Genomic DNA, 18,696 nt, shown 5'->3' with positions numbered 1-18,696 from the left:
GTTGGCGCCCAGGTGGTTCCGGTGGGCCGGCCGGTTGGCAGCCGTTTTCGGGCAAACCCGGATCCCGGGGCTGCAGTGTCTGTCCGTATGAGGCGTCAGCCGCACACAGATGGGCATGACTACCAACATCAATCGACAGCCCGAGGGCATCCCCTCCGGCGGACAGTTCGCCCCCCAGCAACCACTCCGAAGCCGCCGGCGTCGCACTTGCCGATTCCTCCGACCGTCCCATCGTCCTCGCGCAGGGTGAAGATGAGATGTACCCGGAGCTCGCAGAAGAGTCCGTCATGGACCGGCTCACCGTCAGCCGCGACGACGAAGACCCGGACAAGTACTTCGTCCATGCCGAACGCGAAGTGAACTTCCATGCCTTGGTCGAACATGAACAGCGGGAGCTGAGTGAAGAAGAACGCGAAGCCTAGCTGAACCGCCACCACCTGGTCATCGAAGACTTCACGACTGAGCGCTACGGCGCACAGCAATTAGCGGAGAAGGCTGGAGCTCCATCTCCGCCGAGTGCTCCACCGTCATTCGGGACGCCAACCCGACCGAAGGCAAGGGTTTGCGTTGCGGTCTGGAACGAGACGAAGATTGTCGCTCTGGCCGAGGATGAGGACTCCGGAATGTTCGGCAACGAGAACCTCTCACGCGTACTGTACGAGCGGGTGGAAGCATCTGGGATTTCTGGACTGCCAAGAGCGATGCCGGCCGCATGGGATCCGGTTCCCATCGACAGAAGCCCGTTCGGGTGAGCGCGGCCCCCGGATACTGCTCCGCCGATCGCTAATCCGATCGCTAATAAGGACATATTGAGGGCAACGGGCAACTTCCGAGATGCTCGACGGCTATTAAATGCCTTCAATAGGACCTGTGCGCGATTCTGGAGGCCTATGAGTCCCGATTGACCCATTTATCCACCCCCTTGGCCCAAAGGCGCTCTAAGGGGCAGCAGGTCCCCAGAAGAGTCGGGCGACGGCCCGCAAAAGATACGCTCCGGGGGGCGGAAGAATGTCGCGCGCTTCTCCTCTATCGACCTCGTCGAGGTCCTCTCGAGCCAAACCGGCAAGATATTGCCTGTTCGATGGTTTCTAGCCATAAACGGGGGACAGAACCTCTGAACCGGCAGGATATTGCCGCTAGAGAGGAACGTGGACGGGAACAAAGCGGTCAGTGCCGCAGTCCGTGAGGATGGTGGACCGCCAGGCGCTGCGCTTCGTTCCCACCACCACAATGTCCTACAGAGCTGAATACCCCGCCGGAGCCATCACCCGTACTAACGGGGGCGACACGGACCTGGCTATCTCGAAGCAGCAACGCCTCTATGTCACCACCCTCCCGCTCACCGGCCACCGGCCACCTCACAGCAGCGGCGACCGACTCCCTTCCACCGCTCTCCACCGTCTGGTCCCGAAGGGCGCCGTCTGACCGTGCTGCGGTCAAGACCAGCCTTGATAGCGAACTCGCCCTACTGCTCCCCGTCGGCGCCGATGCGCACGGCAATGTCCAGGTTGTTTCGACCGGTGAGAAACCAGCAAAACCGGCAGCACTCGTCGATACGACGACAACGGAAGAGCTGGACTTCGCTGCAGGGGCACTAGACCTTCAGGGTCTTCGCGGGGTGCAGGACAAGCCAAGTGCCTCCATGCTGATCTCTCCCCTAGCGTTGCGCCGGCGTCGCACATACTCAAGCTTGATCCCTCCCGAATATCTTCATCTAGGGCCCCACGTGGCCCTGCATCTCTCCGCAGCCAGGAACTTGAAGATCCCGGTCGCCAAGGCATCCGTCGGGATCGACAAGCGGGGCACCAGCGGGCTGCTCGTCGACCGCTTAAACCGCCAGAGCCCGGACGGGAAGACCAGGACAAGCCTGCCCTCGGAAGACGCCGCACAGGTGATGGGCATACCGCCAGCATCCAAATCCCAACCTCCATGAGTCGGAAGCCCACACCCGGGCGTAGATGTGCTCACTCACGGCATAGGTCTCAGCCGCCCCGGGAACTTCCCGGTCGAGTTCGACCGTTGTCTTGTTGACACGACTGTGGCACCAACGTTTTCATTGGGCTCCCTCACCAGGGCACGGAAGTCCCTACCGGTGGTGTCGTTGCAAATTCGGTCGCGCGAGGTCGTCTCCATACCGCTATGGTTGTGCGCCGCCATCACAGGGCAACGAGAAAGTAGCCGAAAGTCAGTGGCAGCAGGTTTTCTACAGAAACGGGCTGTTCAGACTGTCTCTTTTATAGGTTTTTATACCTTTTATACCTTTTATACCTTGCGTTTGTTACACCTGAATTCGAAGCTGTCCATACCTGAACAACGGGTCTACCCCAGACCATACTGTGTAGGCTGCGGCAGCATTGTCACTTGCCCTTCCCAACTCTGATTAATGAATCCCCGCACGAGTTCCTCGGTCACCATCACCGAGACGATATCGTCACGACTGGGCAGGTCGAGCATCAGGCGCATCAGCCGGTGACGAAGGGCGCTGCTGTGCGATGGGTTCGAGCATCCCTTTGTAGGCAACGCAGCGCCGCTCTCGCCACGCCGCCACTGTCCCGCTGGCGATTGATCATCGCACTGGAAGCACGCGACTGGGCTTATGGCCTGCACCTGAGCAGCCGCGTACGACCATCCGTACTGATGACGTCGATGACTGGCTCACCGTCATCGGAAGCGGTAACCCTGCTGGGATCACCACGGCATCAACAGTCCAGCACCAAACTGAGCCGTCCTGCTGCGCGGCGGCCCGAAGGGACGTCGTGTGTCTCTGCCGGGGCCGGCGGTAGCCGCGAAACGGTGAGAGGCGCCGGTTGGAGGGCATATAAAGAAGGTCGGGCCTGGCGGCCCTCCCCTCCGCTAATCTGTTCGGATTCCGGAGTGCTTTTCGTTTTGGTGCCTGGCATTTTGAAAGCCTTTCCGATTCCCTGCCATCGCTTGCGCTCTGCCGTCCGCGCTGCGCGCGTACGTGCGGCTTCGCCGCGCGTAGCGTCGGCGTGCAGCTGCCCGGTACGGGCGCTGCATCGCTGTGCTCTGCAGCTGCACGGGGACCGGTACGGGACCGTTGCGGTCTGCAGGTCGTGGACCTGGCGCGGAGCGCCGGTCCGCGGCTCGTCCGCGACCGGTCTTGGTTTCCGTCGCTGCGCTCCGCCGCTGCGCGGGCAGATGGCGGGGCCTCATCCTGGGCAGGATGGGTCGGGATGGTTTCTTGATGGGAAAGCATTAGGGGCTGCGCCCCGGTTGCGGGGGTCAAGACGGAAGCTTTTTGCTGAACGTTTTGGTGGCCGCTGCGCGGGGCGGTATGTGGGCTGCTCGTTGTTCTTGCTGGTGGCGGATGGGTGGGTGGCATTAGGGGCTTCGCCCCGGTTGGCCATGGGTTCTGTCGTTCTTGATGGTGGACGTCGTGTTGTCTTGATGGTGGTCGTAATGGTGCCGGGCGTGATGTTTGGCTGCCTGGTTGGCGGGATGTTTTTCGAATTGTTTGCGTGACCTTGATGCTTGGCGGGACGTTGGCGTGGAGAGAATCTTTATGGTCTGCGTGAACCATCATGAAGGGCGGCTCGATGTGCATCGTGATGGCGTTAAGACAACCGGACGTGAACAAGGCGGGAAGTATTGAGCTAACGGAGACCCGACCACCAAAACCGGAACCCCCTTCACCGGCCGAAGGCCTTCCTCCCAACCACACACTCACGGGACCAACCCACACACATGAGCGGCAACCCACCGGGGCGAAGCCCCTACAGCCACCTGTGAGAGTGACACCAACAATCATGAGCCGGGAGGCAACCAACCGCCGGCCGCAGGCCTCATCGTCCAAGTACCTCCACGCAGGGTGATGGATGAGAAGCCAACGCAGTTGATGACACGCAGTGGCAGCAACGGAACCACCCGTCCGAAGGACATTGAAGGCCCGCTGCAGGCGTGATCGAAGGTGGCCGGAGCCCGTCAAGGGGCAGCCGAGTCAGGGATTTCAGCAGGATTGGGGAAGGTCGAAGCCGTCAAGGGACCGCACACAAGCCAAATGGAAGCCATGGCCGGGACGAGACGGGAAAGTTTGAGGTGAAGGGTGCACTTTGGAGACGCACACAAACCGAGAACTTGTCACTGTGACACACGGAGAGAAGCGGCGGCACCGTTCGCTGGGCGAACATCGGGGATTCGCGCCCGGCACGGCGGTTGAATCCTGTGTAGCCGGCCGCAAATCCCTGGTGTGGGCGCGAAAACCGGCAGCGGGCTAAAACTACGCATGTCCCCTGGCATGGAACAGAGAATCTTCAGGCTCGCTCGCGCCGGCGGCATCGACACCAACCCCACAACCTTCACTCAGAGGGCCGGTACCTTCGCCTCCGCGGCAACGAACTCCGGATCCGCGACGCTGCTTACCCGGCGCGGGAAGACCGGGCTTCACGGTTACCTGATCCTTCCGGCCAAAGCTGTCGGTTCCAACGCAGCACTTCACCTGGCCCAGACCGTCGGTGCACGCGCCGAAGAGGTCGAACTGCCCACCGATCTGGGCGACACTGCGGCCATCGGAGAGCTCAGCTACCACCACTCCCCGGCGCTGCGCGAAACGCAGAACGGCATCGACCCCACCGAGCTGCCGCGGCTGCTGGCCACCGCCATGCCCGAGGGCACCTGGATCGCCGTGACGATGCAGTGCCGAACCTTCCACGAGGGAGCGGCCTTCGGGAATGACTGCGGCGGCTGCGGGAACAATGTCGGGGTCATCGAAGTCGTCGAGGCCGAAGCCGAAGTCTGAGAGGTCAAGTCCAACGGATGTCATATCTCCTATGTGCGCGGCACCTCCTGCACTCTCTCCCCCGAGGAATTCAACTGACACCCGTGGCAAAACCGCCGGAGGGACACCCTGCTGTGGCATTCTTGGGCGCGTCATCCGACGTCATCCGACACACGCCAAGGAACGGTCAGGAACCGCATGAAGAAGAACTTCCCGGCAGCACCCCTGCTACTAGCGGCGCTGTCAGTCACGGCCCTGGCCGGATGCTCCTCCTCGTCCAGCAGTTCGGACTCCCTAGAACCGTATTACCCCGAACCCCGTCCGCCCCAGGAGTGCCGGACGCTGCTGAACCAGACGATGGACCACGTCCGTGCCGGGGAGCGCTCCGACAGGGTCAACGATGAGGTTGCGCTGCTCTCGGAGGTTTGCCCGTCGGAAATGGATGTCTTTACCAGCTACGCCGCCTCATCCGATATGCCCTTTGACGTGTACTGCAACGAGATTGCCAGCAGTACCGACCCGGAAGCGCTGGTAATGCTTCGCCAGGACGGGCACTGCAAGGGCGGGACGGCACCCGGCGCGGTTCCAGCCGGGGGCTGGCCGCAAGGCGGCCTGGGGTGGGACAGTGCACGGGATTATGCCGGGACCTATCAGCGGATCTGCGGCCCGGTGACGAGCGTGCGCAACACCTACGACGGCGGCTTCGTTAACGTCGGCCTCGACTATCCCGACACCGGGCGGTTCACCTTCATCATGTGGGGCGTCCAGCTGGAGGCGATCGCGCCCGGCACGACCGTCTGTGCCGCCGGGAACATTTACCTGTACGAGGGAGGCGTGGCACAGATGGAGCCAGCTGAGCTTGAAACCTGGAAATAGCGCAGCCTGAGGCGGGGAGCGAGCCGGGCTGCCGCACACATAGAAGGTATGACAGCCACAGCTTCCGTCAAAGAGCTGCTAGCCTCTCACCGTACCGAAAAGCGGCTCGAAGCAGCGTCGCACAACGAGCCCCTGGACCGCTCCGTTTTCCCGGCTTGCGCTGCGAAGCCACCGGAATGATCCACTCCGGCCAAGTCCCTGACCGACCGTACCGCCCAGTCTCCGCGCACAGGCGCATTTACGTCCGCCACTGCCGAGAACGTGTGATTCGGCCTCCTCCGTCGCCGAGTCACATACCCATCTACCGCAGCTCAACTCAGTCGTGCCTCCCAGCCAACTGCTGCAGGGTGTCCCGGTAGTCGCCAACCTCCCGAAGCTTCTCGATGTAGTGCTTGTGCGTGACGTCCACATTCGAATGCCCGAGTAACTCCGCTGCGGCACCGTCGGTGATTTCCCGATCAATCAGCGTAGCTACTGTGCGCCGGAACGAGTGCGGTGTAATCGCCAGTGTCGGATCGATTCCGGCGGCTTTCAGCGCAGACCGCAACGACCTGCGGACACTGGAGCCCTGCATGTAGGTACCGCGCCGAGACCAGAAAACGGCGCCGACGCCGTTTGTCGTGGGCGATTCGATGCTCCGGCGCAGCAGCACGTCGACGACAAACCGCGGTACAGGAACAACTCGAACACCTGCGCTGGTCTTCGTGTACCCCTGCCGATATTTGGAACCTTTTCTCGGCTCAACGATGGTTCCGGTAATTGATACCTTTCCGACATCACCCGACATGTCGACATCCTGCCACCGCAAAGCCAGCACCTCGCCGATACGGGCTCCAGTGCCCAGCAGCACATCAATAATGTCCGAGAGAGTGCTTGTCGGACGCGGTCCAGACAACCCGGGTTCGGCCCGCCACATACTCACTGCCTCCCTGATAGCCTCCAAAGACGCTGTATCGAGTGCCCGTGGTTTCACCACCTTCCGGGGGATGCGATCCACCTCCGCCACAGGGTTACTCTCTACATATAGGTCGTGCCGGATCGCGTAGGACATCATCTGGCGCAGCACAGTCTTTCCAATACGCGCATTGGAGCTGCCCCTCCCATCGACCGTCAGTGACCGCAGAAATGCATCACAAGTAGAGGTGCGCACCTCCCGGATCGGCAGGGCACCAAGTGCCGGGCTGATGTGTAGACGGAGGATCGATTCGTACTGGTCCCAGGTCTGCCTCCGAATACGGCCGCTGCTACTGCCGGAAATCTGATCACCGCGATCGTCCACAACAACTTCGGCCGGCTCGATACTCGCGAGCCACATACCAGCGACCTCCCCGAGCGTGAGTTTCCGGTCCGGCTGTCGCCCCTGCCCCTGCCGCTCTTTCATCGCCATCAACAGGGAGTTTTCCGCTTTACCCCGCGTGGTCGCGTACTTGCTGTACGTTCTCGTAATCCCATCCATATCCCTGAAGCGACAGGACGCTCTCCATCGTCCGCTTGTCTCGTCCTTCTTGGCGGTGATCGTGCCCCAGGCTCCAACCGGCAACGCAGCCCTAGGCATTACGCGGCCCTCTGTGCGGTGTTGTCGATCCAGGCCTGAACGGTGCCGCGCTCGTAGCGGACAAAGCCGTGCAGCTTCAACGGCGTGGGGCCCAGGCCATTCGAACTCCAATTGGCCAGTGTTTTGGGAGAGATCTGGAGCCAGGCTGCAACCTCCCCCCGGGTCAGGAGATGCTCGGGCATGCCATGGTCCGTGCTCGGACCCATGGACTTTTCACTTTTCTGCATATCTGTCTCTATGCGGCCCGTGGGTTCGCGGGTGACAACTTTTTGCGTGAAAGCGTGTCGTAATCGTGTAGTGAGCCCTTGGCTACCCACAGAAAAACCCCTCCTGACCGGGCGTTATGCCTGATCAGGAGGGGTTTGGTGGAGCCCCCTGCCGGATTCGAACCGGCGACCCCCTGTTTACAAGACAGGTGCTCTGGCCAACTGAGCTAAGGGGGCGTGCTGGCGGTCGAACAGACCCGCCATTCACGCAGCCGTTGCCAGCCGGATATACCAACCGGACAAACGGCGCTAGACAAGATTAGCCCAGAGCGCCCGTCCCCGTGAAACCGGATGTGTTTCACGGGGAACGGACGCCCGGGTGGCTCCTGTTACTTGTTGGCGTCGATTGCCGCCTGGACCGTTTCCACGAAGGTGTTCAGGTCGGCTTCACTGCCGTTGACAAAGGCGGTAGGCGTGCCGGAAATGCCGTCGATCCGCGCCATCTGGTCCGCGTACTTCACGAAGGGACGGTAGGTGCCGTCGTCGATGCAGGATTCCACCGCGTCGGCGTCCGCGCCGGCAGCAGCGGCCATGTCCACCAGTCCGGCGTTATCCACCTCGCCGTTGGCGTGCTGGGCAAAGATGGCCTTCATGAAGTCCCAGTAGGACTCGGGGCTCTCGGAGGCAACACAGGCTGCGGCATTGGCACCGCGTGAGGAGTAGTTGGTGGGCGAGCCGCCGTCCAAAAACGCGACCGTGCGGTACTCGTACGTGATCTCGCCGGCGTCGAGCCACTTGGCGATCTGATCGTCGTAAGTTGCAGCGAAATCAGCGCAGTGCACGCAGTTGATGTCGACGTACTCCACCAGCGGGATGGGCTGGCCCGGCTCGCCCGCGGTGATGCCCGGCGGGACCGGTGCATTTTCATCCGCCTGGTCCGGAGCTTCGCCGAGGGAATCCACGTCGACGTCGAACGGCTCGGTGGGTTCCAGCGCGCTGGTCGAGGTCAGGGTGAAGCCGCCGTACTGGTTGGCGTTCGCCGGCGATTCCCCGCTGGAGGGAACCTTGCTGTTGACGTTGTTGACCACAATTGCCGCCACGAGGGCAACCACTGCAAGGATGGCTACCACCACGCCCCAGCGGATCAGGAGCCGGTTGCGGTGTTCCTTCTTCTGCTGCGCCTCGCGCATGGCGCGGGCCTGTTCGCGCGCAGCAGCAGTCCGCTCCGACTTGGTCGGCTTAAGATTCCGGTCAGTCATAGTTCCTCATGTCTCTCAACGCCGGCCGCGTTTCCGGGGCCTCTGGGCACATCTCCAAGTGTAGGCGGAACATACAACCCGCCCGTTGGCCAACGCCCGGGGACGGTACAAAGTTTCCGCGCTTCGATAGAGTGGCAATATACGACTAACCAACTAAGGGGTGCCATTCGTGAACGCTGAGGCCGATCCGAGCAGCAAGGGCGACGTGCCGGACGGGTATGGCGACTTCGATTTCATCGTGGTTTCCAACCGGCTCCCTGTGGACCGGGTAAGCACCGACGACGGCGAGGCGTGGCGCCGCTCCCCCGGAGGGCTGGTCACCGCACTTGCGCCGGTGATGGCCAAGGCGGACGGGGCCTGGGTGGGCTGGCCGGGTGCCCCCGACGAAACCGTGGAACCGTTTGACCACGACAACATGCACCTGAAGCCGGTCCCGCTGAGCACCGACGAGGTGGAGCTCTACTATGAGGGCTTCTCCAACGCCACGCTCTGGCCCCTCTACCACGACGTCATTGCCACACCGGAGTTCCACCGCACCTGGTGGGATGCCTACCGCACCGTGAACCGCCGGTTCGCCGACGCCGCCGCCTCCGTGGCAGCGGAGGGCGCCACCGTGTGGGTTCAGGATTACCAGCTGCAGCTTGTTCCGCAGCTGCTGCGCAAGGCACGGCCGGACCTGAAGATCGGCTTCTTCAACCACATTCCCTTCCCGCCGCTGGAAATCTTCGCCCAGCTGCCCTGGCGCCGGAACATTATTGAAGGCCTGCTCGGCGCTGACTTGATCGGCTTCCAGCGGCCCTCGGATGCCAGCAACTTCCTGCGCTGCGTCCGCCGCTTCGCGGGCTACACCATCCGCCAGCAGCAGGTGCACGTCACCACGGAGGACGGGCTGTCCTACGTTTCCCGCGCTGAAGCGTTCCCCATCTCCATTGACGCTGCGCAGATCGCGGAACTGGCCCAGCGCGAAGACATTATTGAACGCTCCAAGCAGATTCGCCGTGAACTGGGCAACCCGGACACCGTGATGCTGGGCGTGGACCGGCTGGACTACACCAAGGGCATCAGCCACCGGCTCAAGGCCTACGGGGAACTCCTGGAAGACGGCGAAATCACCGTCGAGAACGCTTCGATGATCCAGGTCGCCAGCCCCTCCCGCGAGCGCGTGGAACAGTACCGCCTGCTGCGCGAGGAGGTGGAGGGCACCGTGGGCCGGATCAGCGGCACCTACGACACCATCTCCAATACCGCGCTGCGCTACCTTCACCACAGCTATCCGGTGGAGGAAATGGTGGCGCTCTACCTGGCCGCCGACGTAATGCTGGTTACTGCCCTTCGGGACGGCATGAATCTGGTGGCCAAGGAGTACGTGGCCGCCCGCACGGGCAACACCGGTGCGCTGGTCCTCTCGGAGTTCACCGGTGCCGCCGATCAGCTGCGGCAGGCTGTGCTGGTCAATCCGCACGATATTGACGGCCTGAAGGCCTCCATTCTCACGGCCATGAACATGCCGGCCCGCGAGGCCAGCCGCCGGATGCGGCTGATGCGCCGGCAGGTACTGCAGAACGACGTCGAACGCTGGTCCCGGAACTTCCTGGACGCGCTCGAACAGGACCAGGACCGGGAGGACTAATGATCGATCCTGCCCTGCAGGAAGCATTGGAAGCGCTGGCACAGACCCAAAAGCTGCTGGTGGCGGTGGACTTCGACGGCACGCTTTCGCCGCTGGTGGAACGGGCAGAAGACGCCCGGCCGCTGGAAGGTTCCGCGGCTGCTGTACGGGCGCTGGCAGCCCTGCCCCGGACGGATACCGCGCTGATTTCCGGACGTGCCCTGGACAGCCTGCGCAGCGTGGCCTCCCCCGACCCGGAGACCCTGCTGATCGGCAGCCACGGCGCTGAGACCTGGACGGGGCCCAACGCCGAACCGCTGCAGTTGACCCCCGAGCAGGCGCAGCTGCTGGACCGCGCCCGCGCGGCCGTGGAATCCGTGGCCGCCCTGCACCCGGGTTCCCGGCTGGAAGACAAGCCGGCCGGGGTCGTCCTGCATACCCGCGGCATGGAAGCCGTGGTCGCTGCCGAGGCCACCGACGCGGTCCGGCGCGAATTGCAGCTGCTGGACGGAGTGCAGGTCACGGACGGCAAGTCGGTGCTGGAGGCTTCCGTGGTCCACACCAACAAAGGCGAAGGCATCACGGCGCTGCGGGAACTGACCGGTGCGACGGCGGTGCTCTTTGCCGGCGACGACGTCACGGACGAGCGCGGGTTCGAGGCGCTGGTGCCGGGTGATGTCGGCGTGAAGGTGGGCGAGGGTGCCACATCGGCCGCACACCGCGCAGCATCCCCTGAAGCCTTCACCGAGGTGCTGGAGGAACTGGTGCGGCTGCGCCGCGCCGCCGTCGGCGGATAACGCCCGCAGCTCCTGCGCCCAGCGGCACAGAACGTATGCAATACTAACCCTGTGAACCAGCTCACAGCATCGTTGTCGATGCCTGCCGCTGGTTCATGACCTCAACTACATAGCTCTCCATTCACAACGGATCGTCGGGCACGTACCTGCCCGTGAAGGGAAATACCATGGCAACGGTAACGTTTGACCAGGCCACACGCCTGTACCCGGGGACGGAACGCCCCGCGGTTGACAACCTCAGCCTAGAAATCGCCGACGGCGAGTTCCTGGTTCTCGTAGGCCCCTCGGGCTGCGGAAAATCCACCTCGCTGCGCATGCTCGCAGGGCTCGAAGACGTGAATTCCGGCCGGATCCTCATCGGTGACCGTGACGTCACCGATGTTCCGCCCAAGGACCGCGACATCGCCATGGTTTTCCAGAACTACGCGCTGTACCCGCACATGACCGTCGCGGACAACATGGGCTTCGCCCTGAAGATCGCAGGCATTGGCAAGGAAGAGCGGATGGAACGCGTCCGCGAGGCTGCGAAGCTGCTGGACCTCGAGGACTATCTGGACCGCAAGCCGAAGGCACTCTCCGGCGGCCAGCGCCAGCGGGTGGCCATGGGGCGAGCCATTGTGCGTAATCCGCAGGTCTTCCTGATGGATGAGCCGCTGTCCAACCTGGATGCCAAGCTGCGAGTGCAGACCCGCACCCAGATCGCTTCCCTGACCCGCCGCCTCGGGGTCACCACCGTCTACGTCACCCACGACCAGGTTGAGGCCATGACCATGGGCGACCGGGTAGCGGTGCTCAAGGACGGAATCCTGCAGCAGGTCGATACCCCGCGTAACCTGTACGACCACCCCAAGAACGTGTTCGTGGCCGGCTTCATCGGTTCCCCGGCCATGAACCTCCTCGAGCTGCCCGTGGTGGACCGCGGCGTCGCGTTCGGCGGCGCGGTGTACCCGGTGGAAAGTGCTGTCCTCGGCCAGGCTGCCGGCAACACGGTGACCCTGGGTGTGCGGCCCGAAGACCTGGAACTCGTCACCGAGGGCGAAGGCCTGCGGGTTGACGTGGACGTGGTCGAGGAACTCGGCGCGGACGCCTACGTGTACGGCCACACCACGCTGGACGGCAACGAGCACGTCATTGTGGTCCGCGTTGACGGACGCCGTCCTCCGATGAAGGGCGACACCCTCCACGTACGTCCGCAGAAGGGCCATGTGCACCTCTTCGACACTTCCAGCGGAGAACGGCTGGCCGAACAGGCATAAGCGTCCTCAGAAAAATATGCGGTGGCTCCCTTGCTCAACTAAACTTTTGGGTGGGGAGCCACCGCTTTTTCGTTACCGCTTGCACTAGACGTAAGGGCTTTCGCCTATGACAGATCCCGCTTCCGCCAACTGGCAGAACGAACCCACTGACTGGGACCAGGCCGGCAAGCTGCCTCGCACCACACGCGCCTCAACTGACCGGATCAATACCCTTGGTTCGCTGAACATCACGGCAGCCTCGATGGACCCCGCCCTGCTGGATCTGCCCTGGCACATCCCGCTGGAGGAATGGCCCAAGGAGAACCTTGCAGCCCTCCCCCGCGGCATCTCCCGCCACGTGGTGCGCTTTGCGCGGCTGGGCGACTCCCTCATCGCCATCAAGGAAACCAGCGAGCACGTGGCCCGGCAGGAGTACCACATGCTGCGCAAACTCCGCCGGCTCAATGTCCCGGCTGTGGCTCCGGTGGCAGTCATCACGGGGCGCTTGAACCCCAACGGCGAAGAGCTGCAGCCCGTCCTCGTGACCCGGCACCTGCGTTTTTCCCTGCCCTACCGTGCTGTCTTCTCCCAGACCCTCCGGGAAGTCACCCTGACCCGGCTGATCGATGCGCAGGCGCTGCTGCTGGTACGCCTGCATCTGGCGGGTTTCTACTGGGGCGACGTATCCCTGTCCAACACCCTGTTCCGGCGCGACGCCGGAGCGTTTGCCGCCTACCTGGTGGATGCAGAAACCGGGGAGCTATACCCCGAGCTCTCCAAAGGGCAGCGCGAATACGACCTTGAGATTGCCCGGGTCAACATTGCCGGGGAGCTAATGGACTTGGCCGAAGGCGGCCTGATCGAAGAGTCAGTGGACCCGCTGGCCACCAGCGAACGGATCATGGACTCCTACCGCGGACTCTGGGCAGAGCTGACCGAGCAGGAATCCTTCGGGCTGGCGGACCGCTGGCGGGTGGACGCCCGGATCCGGCGGCTGAACGATCTGGGCTTCGACGTCGACGAGCTCTCCATCAGCACGACGCCGGACGGCTCCCAGGTCCAACTGCAGCCCAAGGTGGTCGACGCCGGCCATCATCAGCGCCGGTTGCTGCAGCTGACGGGTATTGATGCCCAGGAAAACCAGGCCCGCCGGCTGCTCAATGACATGGATTCCTACCGGGCGACCAGCCACCCGGAGCTGGATGAGGAGCTGAGCGCCCACCTGTGGGTCACGCAGGTTTTTGAACCGATTGTCAAAGCTGTTCCCCGGGACCTGGGCAGCAAGCTGGAAGCGGCTGAAGTAGTCCATGAGGTGCTCGAACACCGCTGGTACATGTCCGAGAAAGCCAACCGGAATGTGCCCATGGCCGAGGCCGTGCAGTCCTATATGGACACCATCCTGCGTCACCGGCGCGATGAAGCGGCCATCCTGCTCAGCACCGATACCCGGACCATGGAGATCCTTGACGCGGGTGGAGCCCCTTCCTAGGTCGGGGCTCAGGCGACGGCGGAGGTCAGTGGCGACGGCGGAGGTCAGTAACCGTAGCTGGGCGCGGAGAGCGCAACAATGATGACGACAATGATGTAAATGATGAAAAGCGCGGTTAACAGGCTGCCAATCACGATGCCCGCCACGGCCATTCCGTTGCTCATACCCGCCTTTCGCGACTGCTTCAAGCCGATGATGCTCAAGATAAGCCCCACGAGCGGTGCGAAAAACGAGGTGATGAGCCCGGCCAGGCCCAGGGACTGACCCGGGTTGATTGGCGGCTGGCCGTATGAGGGGTAGGCGCCCTGCTGGCCGTAAGCGGGATAACCCGGCTGCTGGCCATAGCCGGGGTACGGCTGCTGCCCGTACCCGGACTGATCCTGCTCACCGTAGCCAGGATACGGCTGCTGCACGTAACCGGACTGGTCCTGCTCGCCGTAGCCGGGATACGGCTGCTGACCATACGGCTGCTGCCCGTAACCGTACTGATCTGCGTTGGCCGCTTTGCCGCCGTCCGGCGCGTTCCCCTGCTGCCACTCCGGCTTGTTCTCTGACACGAGGCTTTCCCCTTGGAATAGGTGTACGCAGCACAGGGCGAATAGTTCCTGCGCAGGACGTCAGTGTGACGTAGCCCAATCCTAGCCAGCACCCGCAAGCAGCCCTTAGCAGGGTGAGCTTAATCTCCTGTGACCTTCTACGCGCAGTCCGGACTAAAGCTGGCAGGAGTCGTTAAATGGAAATGTACCCCCTGCCCTTTCTCCGGACCCTAGAAGGAGCCGCCAGATGGAGAACCAATTGGCTGAAACCTTCAGCCGTCCCGACCTGCGCCTGGTCCCCGTCCACGAGGCGACAGCCTCCCGCGAATGGTGGCGCTCTTCGGTGATCTACCAGATCTACCCCCGCTCGTTCCGGGACCTGCGCGGCGACGGCGTGGGAGACCTGCAGGGCATCACCGCAGAACTCGGAACACTGGCAGAACTGGACATCGACGCCGTCTGGCTATCCCCGTTCTACCGCTCCCCGCAGAAGGACGCCGGCTACGATGTTGCCGATTACTGCTCCGTGGATCCCATGTTCGGCACGCTGGAGGACTTCGACGCCCTCGTCGCCGAAGCAGGCCGGCACGGCATCCGCGTCATCGTGGATCTGGTCCCCAACCACTGCTCCGACCAACATCCGCTCTTCCAAGCCGCCCTGGCCGCCGGCCCCGGTTCCCCCGAACGGGACATGTTTGTTTTCCGCGACGGCACCGGAGAGCGCGGCGAAAACCCGCCCAACAACTGGCAGTCCCACTTCGGCGGCCCCGCCTGGACCCGCGTCACCGAAGCGGACGGGATGCCCGGTCAGTGGTATCTGCACCTCTTTGATACCTCCCAGCCGGATTTCAACTGGGACTCGCCGGCCGTGCATGCCGAGTTTGAACGCATCCTGCGCTTCTGGCTGGATCGCGGCGTCGGCGGCTTCCGCGTGGACGTCGCCCATGCCCTGATCAAGAAATCCGGGCTGCCGGATTGGGGCGGCCGCGCCGACGGGTCCTCCTCCGAGGGCTACCCCGGGGCCGAGGCCCCCATGTTCGGCCAGCCCGGCATCCATGACATTTACCGGTCCTGGCGGAAAATCCTGGACTCTTACGACGGAGACCGGGTGCTGTGCGCCGAAGCGACCATCGACCCGATAGACCGGCTGACCGACTGGGTGCGGGCCGACGAAATGCACCAGACCTTCAATTTCGCCTACCTGCACCACCGGTGGGACGCACCGGACCTCCGGCATGTCATCGAGTCCTCGCTGCGCGCCTTCGACAAAGTGGGAGCCCCCACCACCTGGGTGCTCTCCAACCACGACGTCGTTCGGCACACCAGCCGCTTCGGCCTGACCGGAGCCGGACCGCGGACCGGCGACGGGCTTGGCCCCCTCGACGAACAGCCCAACATGGAACTCGGCCTGGCCCGGGCGCGGGCCGCTACGCTGCTGATGCTCGGACTGCCAGGCGGTGTATACCTGTATCAGGGCGAAGAACTGGGCCTGCCGGACCACACCCTGCTTCCCAACGAGTTCCGCCAGGATCCCACCTTCCACCGCACCGCCGGCGAACGGGTGGGTCGGGACGGAAACCGGGTGCCGCTGCCATGGAAGGCCAACCGGCCCAGCTACGGATTCAGCGATGCAGGAAAGACGTGGCTGCCGCAGCCGCCCATCTGGGGCAGGCATTCCCGGGACATCCAGCAGCACAACCCCGAATCCACGCTGCACATGTACCGCAGAGCTCTGTCTTTGCGCCGGGAGCTGCGTCTGGGCGACGGCTCGCTGGCGTGGTGGCCGGAGCACGACGCCGAGGGGCTGGTTGCCTTTGTTAACGGCGGCATCCTAGTGGCCATGAACATGGGTGAATTCCCCGTGCAACTGCCCCACCTTCCGCTGCTGCTGGGCAGCGCCGGCGACGCCCTGGAAGGCGACCGGCTGCGCCCGAACCGCACCGTATGGATGCGTCTGGATCCGTAGGCGGTTCCGTGCGGCGCTCCCTGCACCTCTGCCCACCGCTGGAGCGAAGCCCCCGCCTGCAACTAAACCCCCGGAACGGCTTTGCCCGGATTGAGAATTCCGGCCGGGTCGAACAGCGTTTTGACCCGGCGCTGGAGCTCGAGCAGCTCCGCTGCCTGTTCTTCCGGCAGCCAGCGCAGCTTGAACTGGCCTATCCCGTGTTCACCGGTGATAGTGCCGCCCAGCGCCAGCGCAACGCGGATGGACTCGTCCAACGCCGCGTCCAGGCGCTGTCGGCCGTCCGTATCGCCGTCCTGCACCCAGAAGGTCGGGTGCAGGTTTCCGTCTCCGGCATGCGCCACCACCTTCAGCTTCACCCGGTGGTCCGCTGCCATGCGCTCAAGCTCTGCCACGTACCGGACCAGGGATGAACGCGGGACGGCGACGTCCTCACCGACCCGCACGCGCCCGGTTACGGGGTCCCCTCGGCTGTGCCGGCGCAATTCGACCAGGTGCTCCGCTTCTTCCGAGCCTTCCATCGTGACGCTTCCGCCCAGTTCGGTGAGCACGGAACGCACCACCTGCGCCTCGGCGTCAGCGCCGAACCCATCCGTTTGAACCAGCAGAAGGGCATCACCCCGGTGCCGCAGGCTGCTGCCGTGCACCTCGTCCAGGGCCAGCAGCGTGGCGCCGTCCAGCAGTTCAAGGATGGCGGGCTGCACCCGTTGGGCGCCAATGGCTAGAACGCCTGCCGCCGCCGTCGGAAAGTCCGGGAAAAACGCAGCGATGGTGCAGGATTGGACCGGCATATACCGCAGCCGCACGGTGATGCCCACGATAACCCCCAAGGTGCCCTCCGAACCGGTGAACAGCCCCGTGAGGTCGTAGCCGGCCACGCCCTTAAAGGTCCGGTGTCCGGTGCTGATCAGCGTTCCGTCCGCGAGGACAACGTCCAGGCGGAGTACGGCATCGCGGGTTACTCCGTACTTCGCGCAGCGCAGTCCCCCGGCATTGGTTGCCACGTTGCCGCCGATGGTGGAAATCCGGTAGCTCGCCGGGTCCGGGGCATACATCAACCCGTGACCTGCGGCCGCGGTGCTCAGGTCCGCATTGATAACACCGGGTTCGACGACGGCGGTCTCGTCCTCAGCGTTTAGTTCCAGGATCCGGTTCATCCGCTCCAGGCTCAGGACGATGCACCCGGGCGTAGCGTGCGCCCCGCCGGACACTCCGGTGCCGGCTCCGCGGGTCACCACAGGCGTGCCGCTTTCCGTGGCCCAGCGCATCACCGCCTGGACATCCCGAACGCTTGTTGCCCACACAACGGCCAACGGCTCGATGTATTCCAGGACCGGGCCCTGATCCGTGGCATACATCGCCCGGATCTCCGGCGATGTATCTACGTGCAGCCCGGGGCCGGCGAGGGGCAGGTTCTGCAAGGCATCCAGGGACATGCCAGCAGACTACCGCGCGCCCATGAACCTCGCGTAGCGGTCCAGTATCTCTTCCCACTCGCCGTTGATCCGCTCGTATTCTTCGGCAGGTTCCGGCAGCCGCTCCAGTCCGCCGTGGCGGACGGTCACCTTGGTGCTTCCATCGGCATCCGGCGTGAACTCGACCCGTACGTCGGTAGGGATTCGGGGGCTATGGCCGGCCACCCAGTCCATTTCCAAGCTGTTGTCCGGCTCCTTGGTTCGCACCGTGGCCCACACCGCTGTTTCGCCGTCGGGTCCGGTTTCGGTCAGCACACCGCCCTCAAACTCGGGGTGGGTTCCCTCGCCAAACTCGGTCAGGTCTTCCGGCCACCACAGGTGCAGGTAGTCGGTGAAACCGTTAAAGGCCTCGTGCTGGTCCCGAGGCACCCGGCAGGAGGCAACTACCTCTGCAACGGCGGCCCGGGAAGCACCGTCGGCGGGGACAGAATCAGGTTCCTCCGCATGGGAAAACAAGGAAAAGCTCATGCCTTCCACCCTATCGCCACGGACGGCGGCGCTTCGAAGAGCCAGGGCACCGGAAGGCCGCCCAGGCTTAGATTGGCGGGTTAAACAGGTGAGGCCCGTACCAACACTGGTACGGGCCTCACCCCACAAATTGTCCGGCGGTGACCTACTCTCCCACACCCTCCCGGATGCAGTACCATCGGCGCTGTGGGTCTTAGCTTCCGGGTTCGGAATGGGACCGGGCGTTTCCCCCACGCTATGACCGCCGTAACCCTTCCACCCGCACCACACACCCAAAAACAGTGTGCGTGGGGAAAACAATGGTCACGAACATCAAAAAATCAGACGTAAGTAATATTCAGTTATTGTTCCCTGGGGAACAACCCTCACGGGTTGTTGTCCGGGAACCACATAGTGGACGCAAGCAGCATGATCACAACACCCTCTACATTGGGAAACCGTTTGAAGTCGTGTTTCCCCAGGTGTTGATGTGGTGTAAGTTATCGGCCTATTA

16 protein-coding genes, 1 tRNA gene and 1 rRNA gene are annotated in these 18,696 nt (G+C 63.5%); 10 read left to right on the top strand and 8 right to left on the bottom strand.

What is annotated here, in order from left to right; genetic code table 11:
- Positions 1-257 precede the first annotated feature (257 nt).
- From LJ754_RS16310 to LJ754_RS16295, 4 genes are all read left to right on the top strand, one after another.
- Positions 258-422, top strand: coding sequence for a hypothetical protein (locus LJ754_RS16310; RefSeq protein WP_227927385.1), 165 nt, complete (start codon positions 258-260; stop codon positions 420-422).
- An 899-nt stretch (positions 423-1,321) separates the two neighbouring features.
- Positions 1,322-1,933: a hypothetical protein gene (locus LJ754_RS16305; protein ID WP_227927384.1), complete on the top strand. Its 612-nt coding sequence runs from the start codon at positions 1,322-1,324 to the stop codon at positions 1,931-1,933.
- A gap of 2,322 nt (positions 1,934-4,255) precedes the next feature.
- Entirely contained in the window at positions 4,256-4,756 is a 501-nt protein-coding gene (locus tag LJ754_RS16300; RefSeq protein ID WP_227927383.1) for a hypothetical protein, read from the top strand.
- Between the two features lie 177 nt (positions 4,757-4,933).
- On the top strand, positions 4,934-5,611 hold the full coding sequence (locus tag LJ754_RS16295; protein WP_227927382.1) for a hypothetical protein: 678 nt from the start codon (positions 4,934-4,936) through the stop codon (positions 5,609-5,611).
- 316 nt (positions 5,612-5,927) lie between these two features.
- On the opposite strand, the gene LJ754_RS16290 is transcribed toward LJ754_RS16295, so the two are convergent.
- The 4 genes from LJ754_RS16290 to LJ754_RS16275 all read right to left on the bottom strand — a co-directional run bounded on the left by LJ754_RS16290 (position 5,928) and on the right by LJ754_RS16275 (position 8,631).
- Positions 5,928-6,998, bottom strand: coding sequence for a tyrosine-type recombinase/integrase (locus LJ754_RS16290; RefSeq protein WP_227927381.1), 1,071 nt, complete (start codon positions 6,996-6,998; stop codon positions 5,928-5,930).
- Positions 6,999-7,165: 167 nt separating this feature from the next.
- On the bottom strand, positions 7,166-7,393 hold the full coding sequence (locus LJ754_RS16285; protein ID WP_227927380.1) for a helix-turn-helix transcriptional regulator: 228 nt from the start codon (positions 7,391-7,393) through the stop codon (positions 7,166-7,168).
- A 139-nt stretch (positions 7,394-7,532) separates the two neighbouring features.
- Positions 7,533-7,609, bottom strand: a tRNA-Thr gene (locus tag LJ754_RS16280).
- Positions 7,610-7,761: 152 nt separating this feature from the next.
- Complete coding sequence (locus LJ754_RS16275) at positions 7,762-8,631, bottom strand: DsbA family protein (protein WP_227927379.1); 870 nt, start codon at positions 8,629-8,631, stop codon at positions 7,762-7,764.
- A 169-nt stretch (positions 8,632-8,800) separates the two neighbouring features.
- On the opposite strand from LJ754_RS16275, the gene LJ754_RS16270 reads away from it, so the two are divergent.
- The 4 genes from LJ754_RS16270 (at position 8,801) to LJ754_RS16255 (ending at position 13,761) form a co-directional block, all read left to right on the top strand.
- Entirely contained in the window at positions 8,801-10,261 is a 1,461-nt protein-coding gene (locus tag LJ754_RS16270; protein WP_227913577.1) for an alpha,alpha-trehalose-phosphate synthase (UDP-forming), read from the top strand.
- Entirely contained in the window at positions 10,261-11,037 is a 777-nt protein-coding gene (gene otsB / locus LJ754_RS16265; RefSeq protein WP_227927378.1) for a trehalose-phosphatase, read from the top strand. The genes LJ754_RS16270 and otsB overlap by 1 nt, the downstream gene beginning before the upstream one ends.
- Positions 11,038-11,204: 167 nt before the next feature.
- Positions 11,205-12,293, top strand: coding sequence for an ABC transporter ATP-binding protein (locus LJ754_RS16260; RefSeq protein ID WP_227927377.1), 1,089 nt, complete (start codon positions 11,205-11,207; stop codon positions 12,291-12,293).
- Between the two features lie 106 nt (positions 12,294-12,399).
- Positions 12,400-13,761, top strand: a complete 1,362-nt coding sequence (locus tag LJ754_RS16255; RefSeq protein WP_227927376.1) for a DUF4032 domain-containing protein — start codon at positions 12,400-12,402, stop codon at positions 13,759-13,761.
- Between the two features lie 44 nt (positions 13,762-13,805).
- On the opposite strand, the gene LJ754_RS16250 is transcribed toward LJ754_RS16255, so the two are convergent.
- Positions 13,806-14,318 (bottom strand): DUF4190 domain-containing protein, encoded by a 513-nt coding sequence (locus LJ754_RS16250; RefSeq protein WP_227927375.1) that lies wholly within the window; start codon positions 14,316-14,318, stop codon positions 13,806-13,808.
- Between the two features lie 226 nt (positions 14,319-14,544).
- Between LJ754_RS16250 and LJ754_RS16245 the strand changes: the two genes are divergently transcribed.
- Positions 14,545-16,263 carry a glycoside hydrolase family 13 protein gene (locus LJ754_RS16245; protein ID WP_227927374.1) on the top strand — a complete coding sequence of 573 codons (1,719 nt, stop codon included), beginning with the start codon at positions 14,545-14,547 and terminating at the stop codon, positions 16,261-16,263.
- Positions 16,264-16,325: 62 nt separating this feature from the next.
- On the opposite strand, the gene LJ754_RS16240 is transcribed toward LJ754_RS16245, so the two are convergent.
- The 3 genes from LJ754_RS16240 to rrf form a co-directional block, all read right to left on the bottom strand.
- Entirely contained in the window at positions 16,326-17,696 is a 1,371-nt protein-coding gene (locus LJ754_RS16240) for an FAD-binding oxidoreductase (protein WP_227927373.1), read from the bottom strand.
- Between the two features lie 9 nt (positions 17,697-17,705).
- Positions 17,706-18,203 (bottom strand): SRPBCC domain-containing protein, encoded by a 498-nt coding sequence (locus LJ754_RS16235; RefSeq protein WP_227927372.1) that lies wholly within the window; start codon positions 18,201-18,203, stop codon positions 17,706-17,708.
- Positions 18,204-18,335: 132 nt separating this feature from the next.
- Positions 18,336-18,452: ribosomal RNA gene (gene rrf / locus LJ754_RS16230) — 5S ribosomal RNA — on the bottom strand.
- A gap of 38 nt (positions 18,453-18,490) precedes the next feature.
- Here rrf and LJ754_RS16225 point away from each other — a divergent pair.
- On the top strand, positions 18,491-18,696 hold a 206-nt coding region (locus LJ754_RS16225), incomplete at its 3' end, for a hypothetical protein (protein WP_227927371.1).

This window comes from Arthrobacter sp. zg-Y40 (assembly GCF_020731535.1).
In the GTDB taxonomy this organism is placed as follows: domain Bacteria; phylum Actinomycetota; class Actinomycetes; order Actinomycetales; family Micrococcaceae; genus Arthrobacter_B.
The sequence above is the reverse complement of the archived record's forward strand: the minus strand, read 5'-3'. Positions and strand labels throughout refer to the sequence as shown.

What these genes read in the sequence shown, in the direction of transcription:
- LJ754_RS16310 (WP_227927385.1), top strand. Translation starts at nt 258, where the DNA reads ATGTACCCGGAGCTCGCAGAAGAGTCCGTCATGGACCGGCTCACCGTC.
- LJ754_RS16305 (WP_227927384.1), top strand. Translation starts at nt 1,322, where the DNA reads ATGTCACCACCCTCCCGCTCACCGGCCACCGGCCACCTCACAGCAGCG.
- LJ754_RS16300 (WP_227927383.1), top strand. Translation starts at nt 4,256, where the DNA reads ATGGAACAGAGAATCTTCAGGCTCGCTCGCGCCGGCGGCATCGACACC.
- LJ754_RS16295 (WP_227927382.1), top strand. Translation starts at nt 4,934, where the DNA reads ATGAAGAAGAACTTCCCGGCAGCACCCCTGCTACTAGCGGCGCTGTCA.
- LJ754_RS16290 (WP_227927381.1), bottom strand. Translation starts at nt 6,998, where the DNA reads ATGGCGATGAAAGAGCGGCAGGGGCAGGGGCGACAGCCGGACCGGAAA.
- LJ754_RS16285 (WP_227927380.1), bottom strand. Translation starts at nt 7,393, where the DNA reads ATGCAGAAAAGTGAAAAGTCCATGGGTCCGAGCACGGACCATGGCATG.
- LJ754_RS16275 (WP_227927379.1), bottom strand. Translation starts at nt 8,631, where the DNA reads ATGACTGACCGGAATCTTAAGCCGACCAAGTCGGAGCGGACTGCTGCT.
- otsB (WP_227927378.1), top strand. Translation starts at nt 10,261, where the DNA reads ATGATCGATCCTGCCCTGCAGGAAGCATTGGAAGCGCTGGCACAGACC.
- LJ754_RS16260 (WP_227927377.1), top strand. Translation starts at nt 11,205, where the DNA reads ATGGCAACGGTAACGTTTGACCAGGCCACACGCCTGTACCCGGGGACG.
- LJ754_RS16255 (WP_227927376.1), top strand. Translation starts at nt 12,400, where the DNA reads ATGACAGATCCCGCTTCCGCCAACTGGCAGAACGAACCCACTGACTGG.
- LJ754_RS16245 (WP_227927374.1), top strand. Translation starts at nt 14,545, where the DNA reads ATGGAGAACCAATTGGCTGAAACCTTCAGCCGTCCCGACCTGCGCCTG.
- LJ754_RS16240 (WP_227927373.1), bottom strand. Translation starts at nt 17,696, where the DNA reads ATGTCCCTGGATGCCTTGCAGAACCTGCCCCTCGCCGGCCCCGGGCTG.
- LJ754_RS16235 (WP_227927372.1), bottom strand. Translation starts at nt 18,203, where the DNA reads ATGAGCTTTTCCTTGTTTTCCCATGCGGAGGAACCTGATTCTGTCCCC.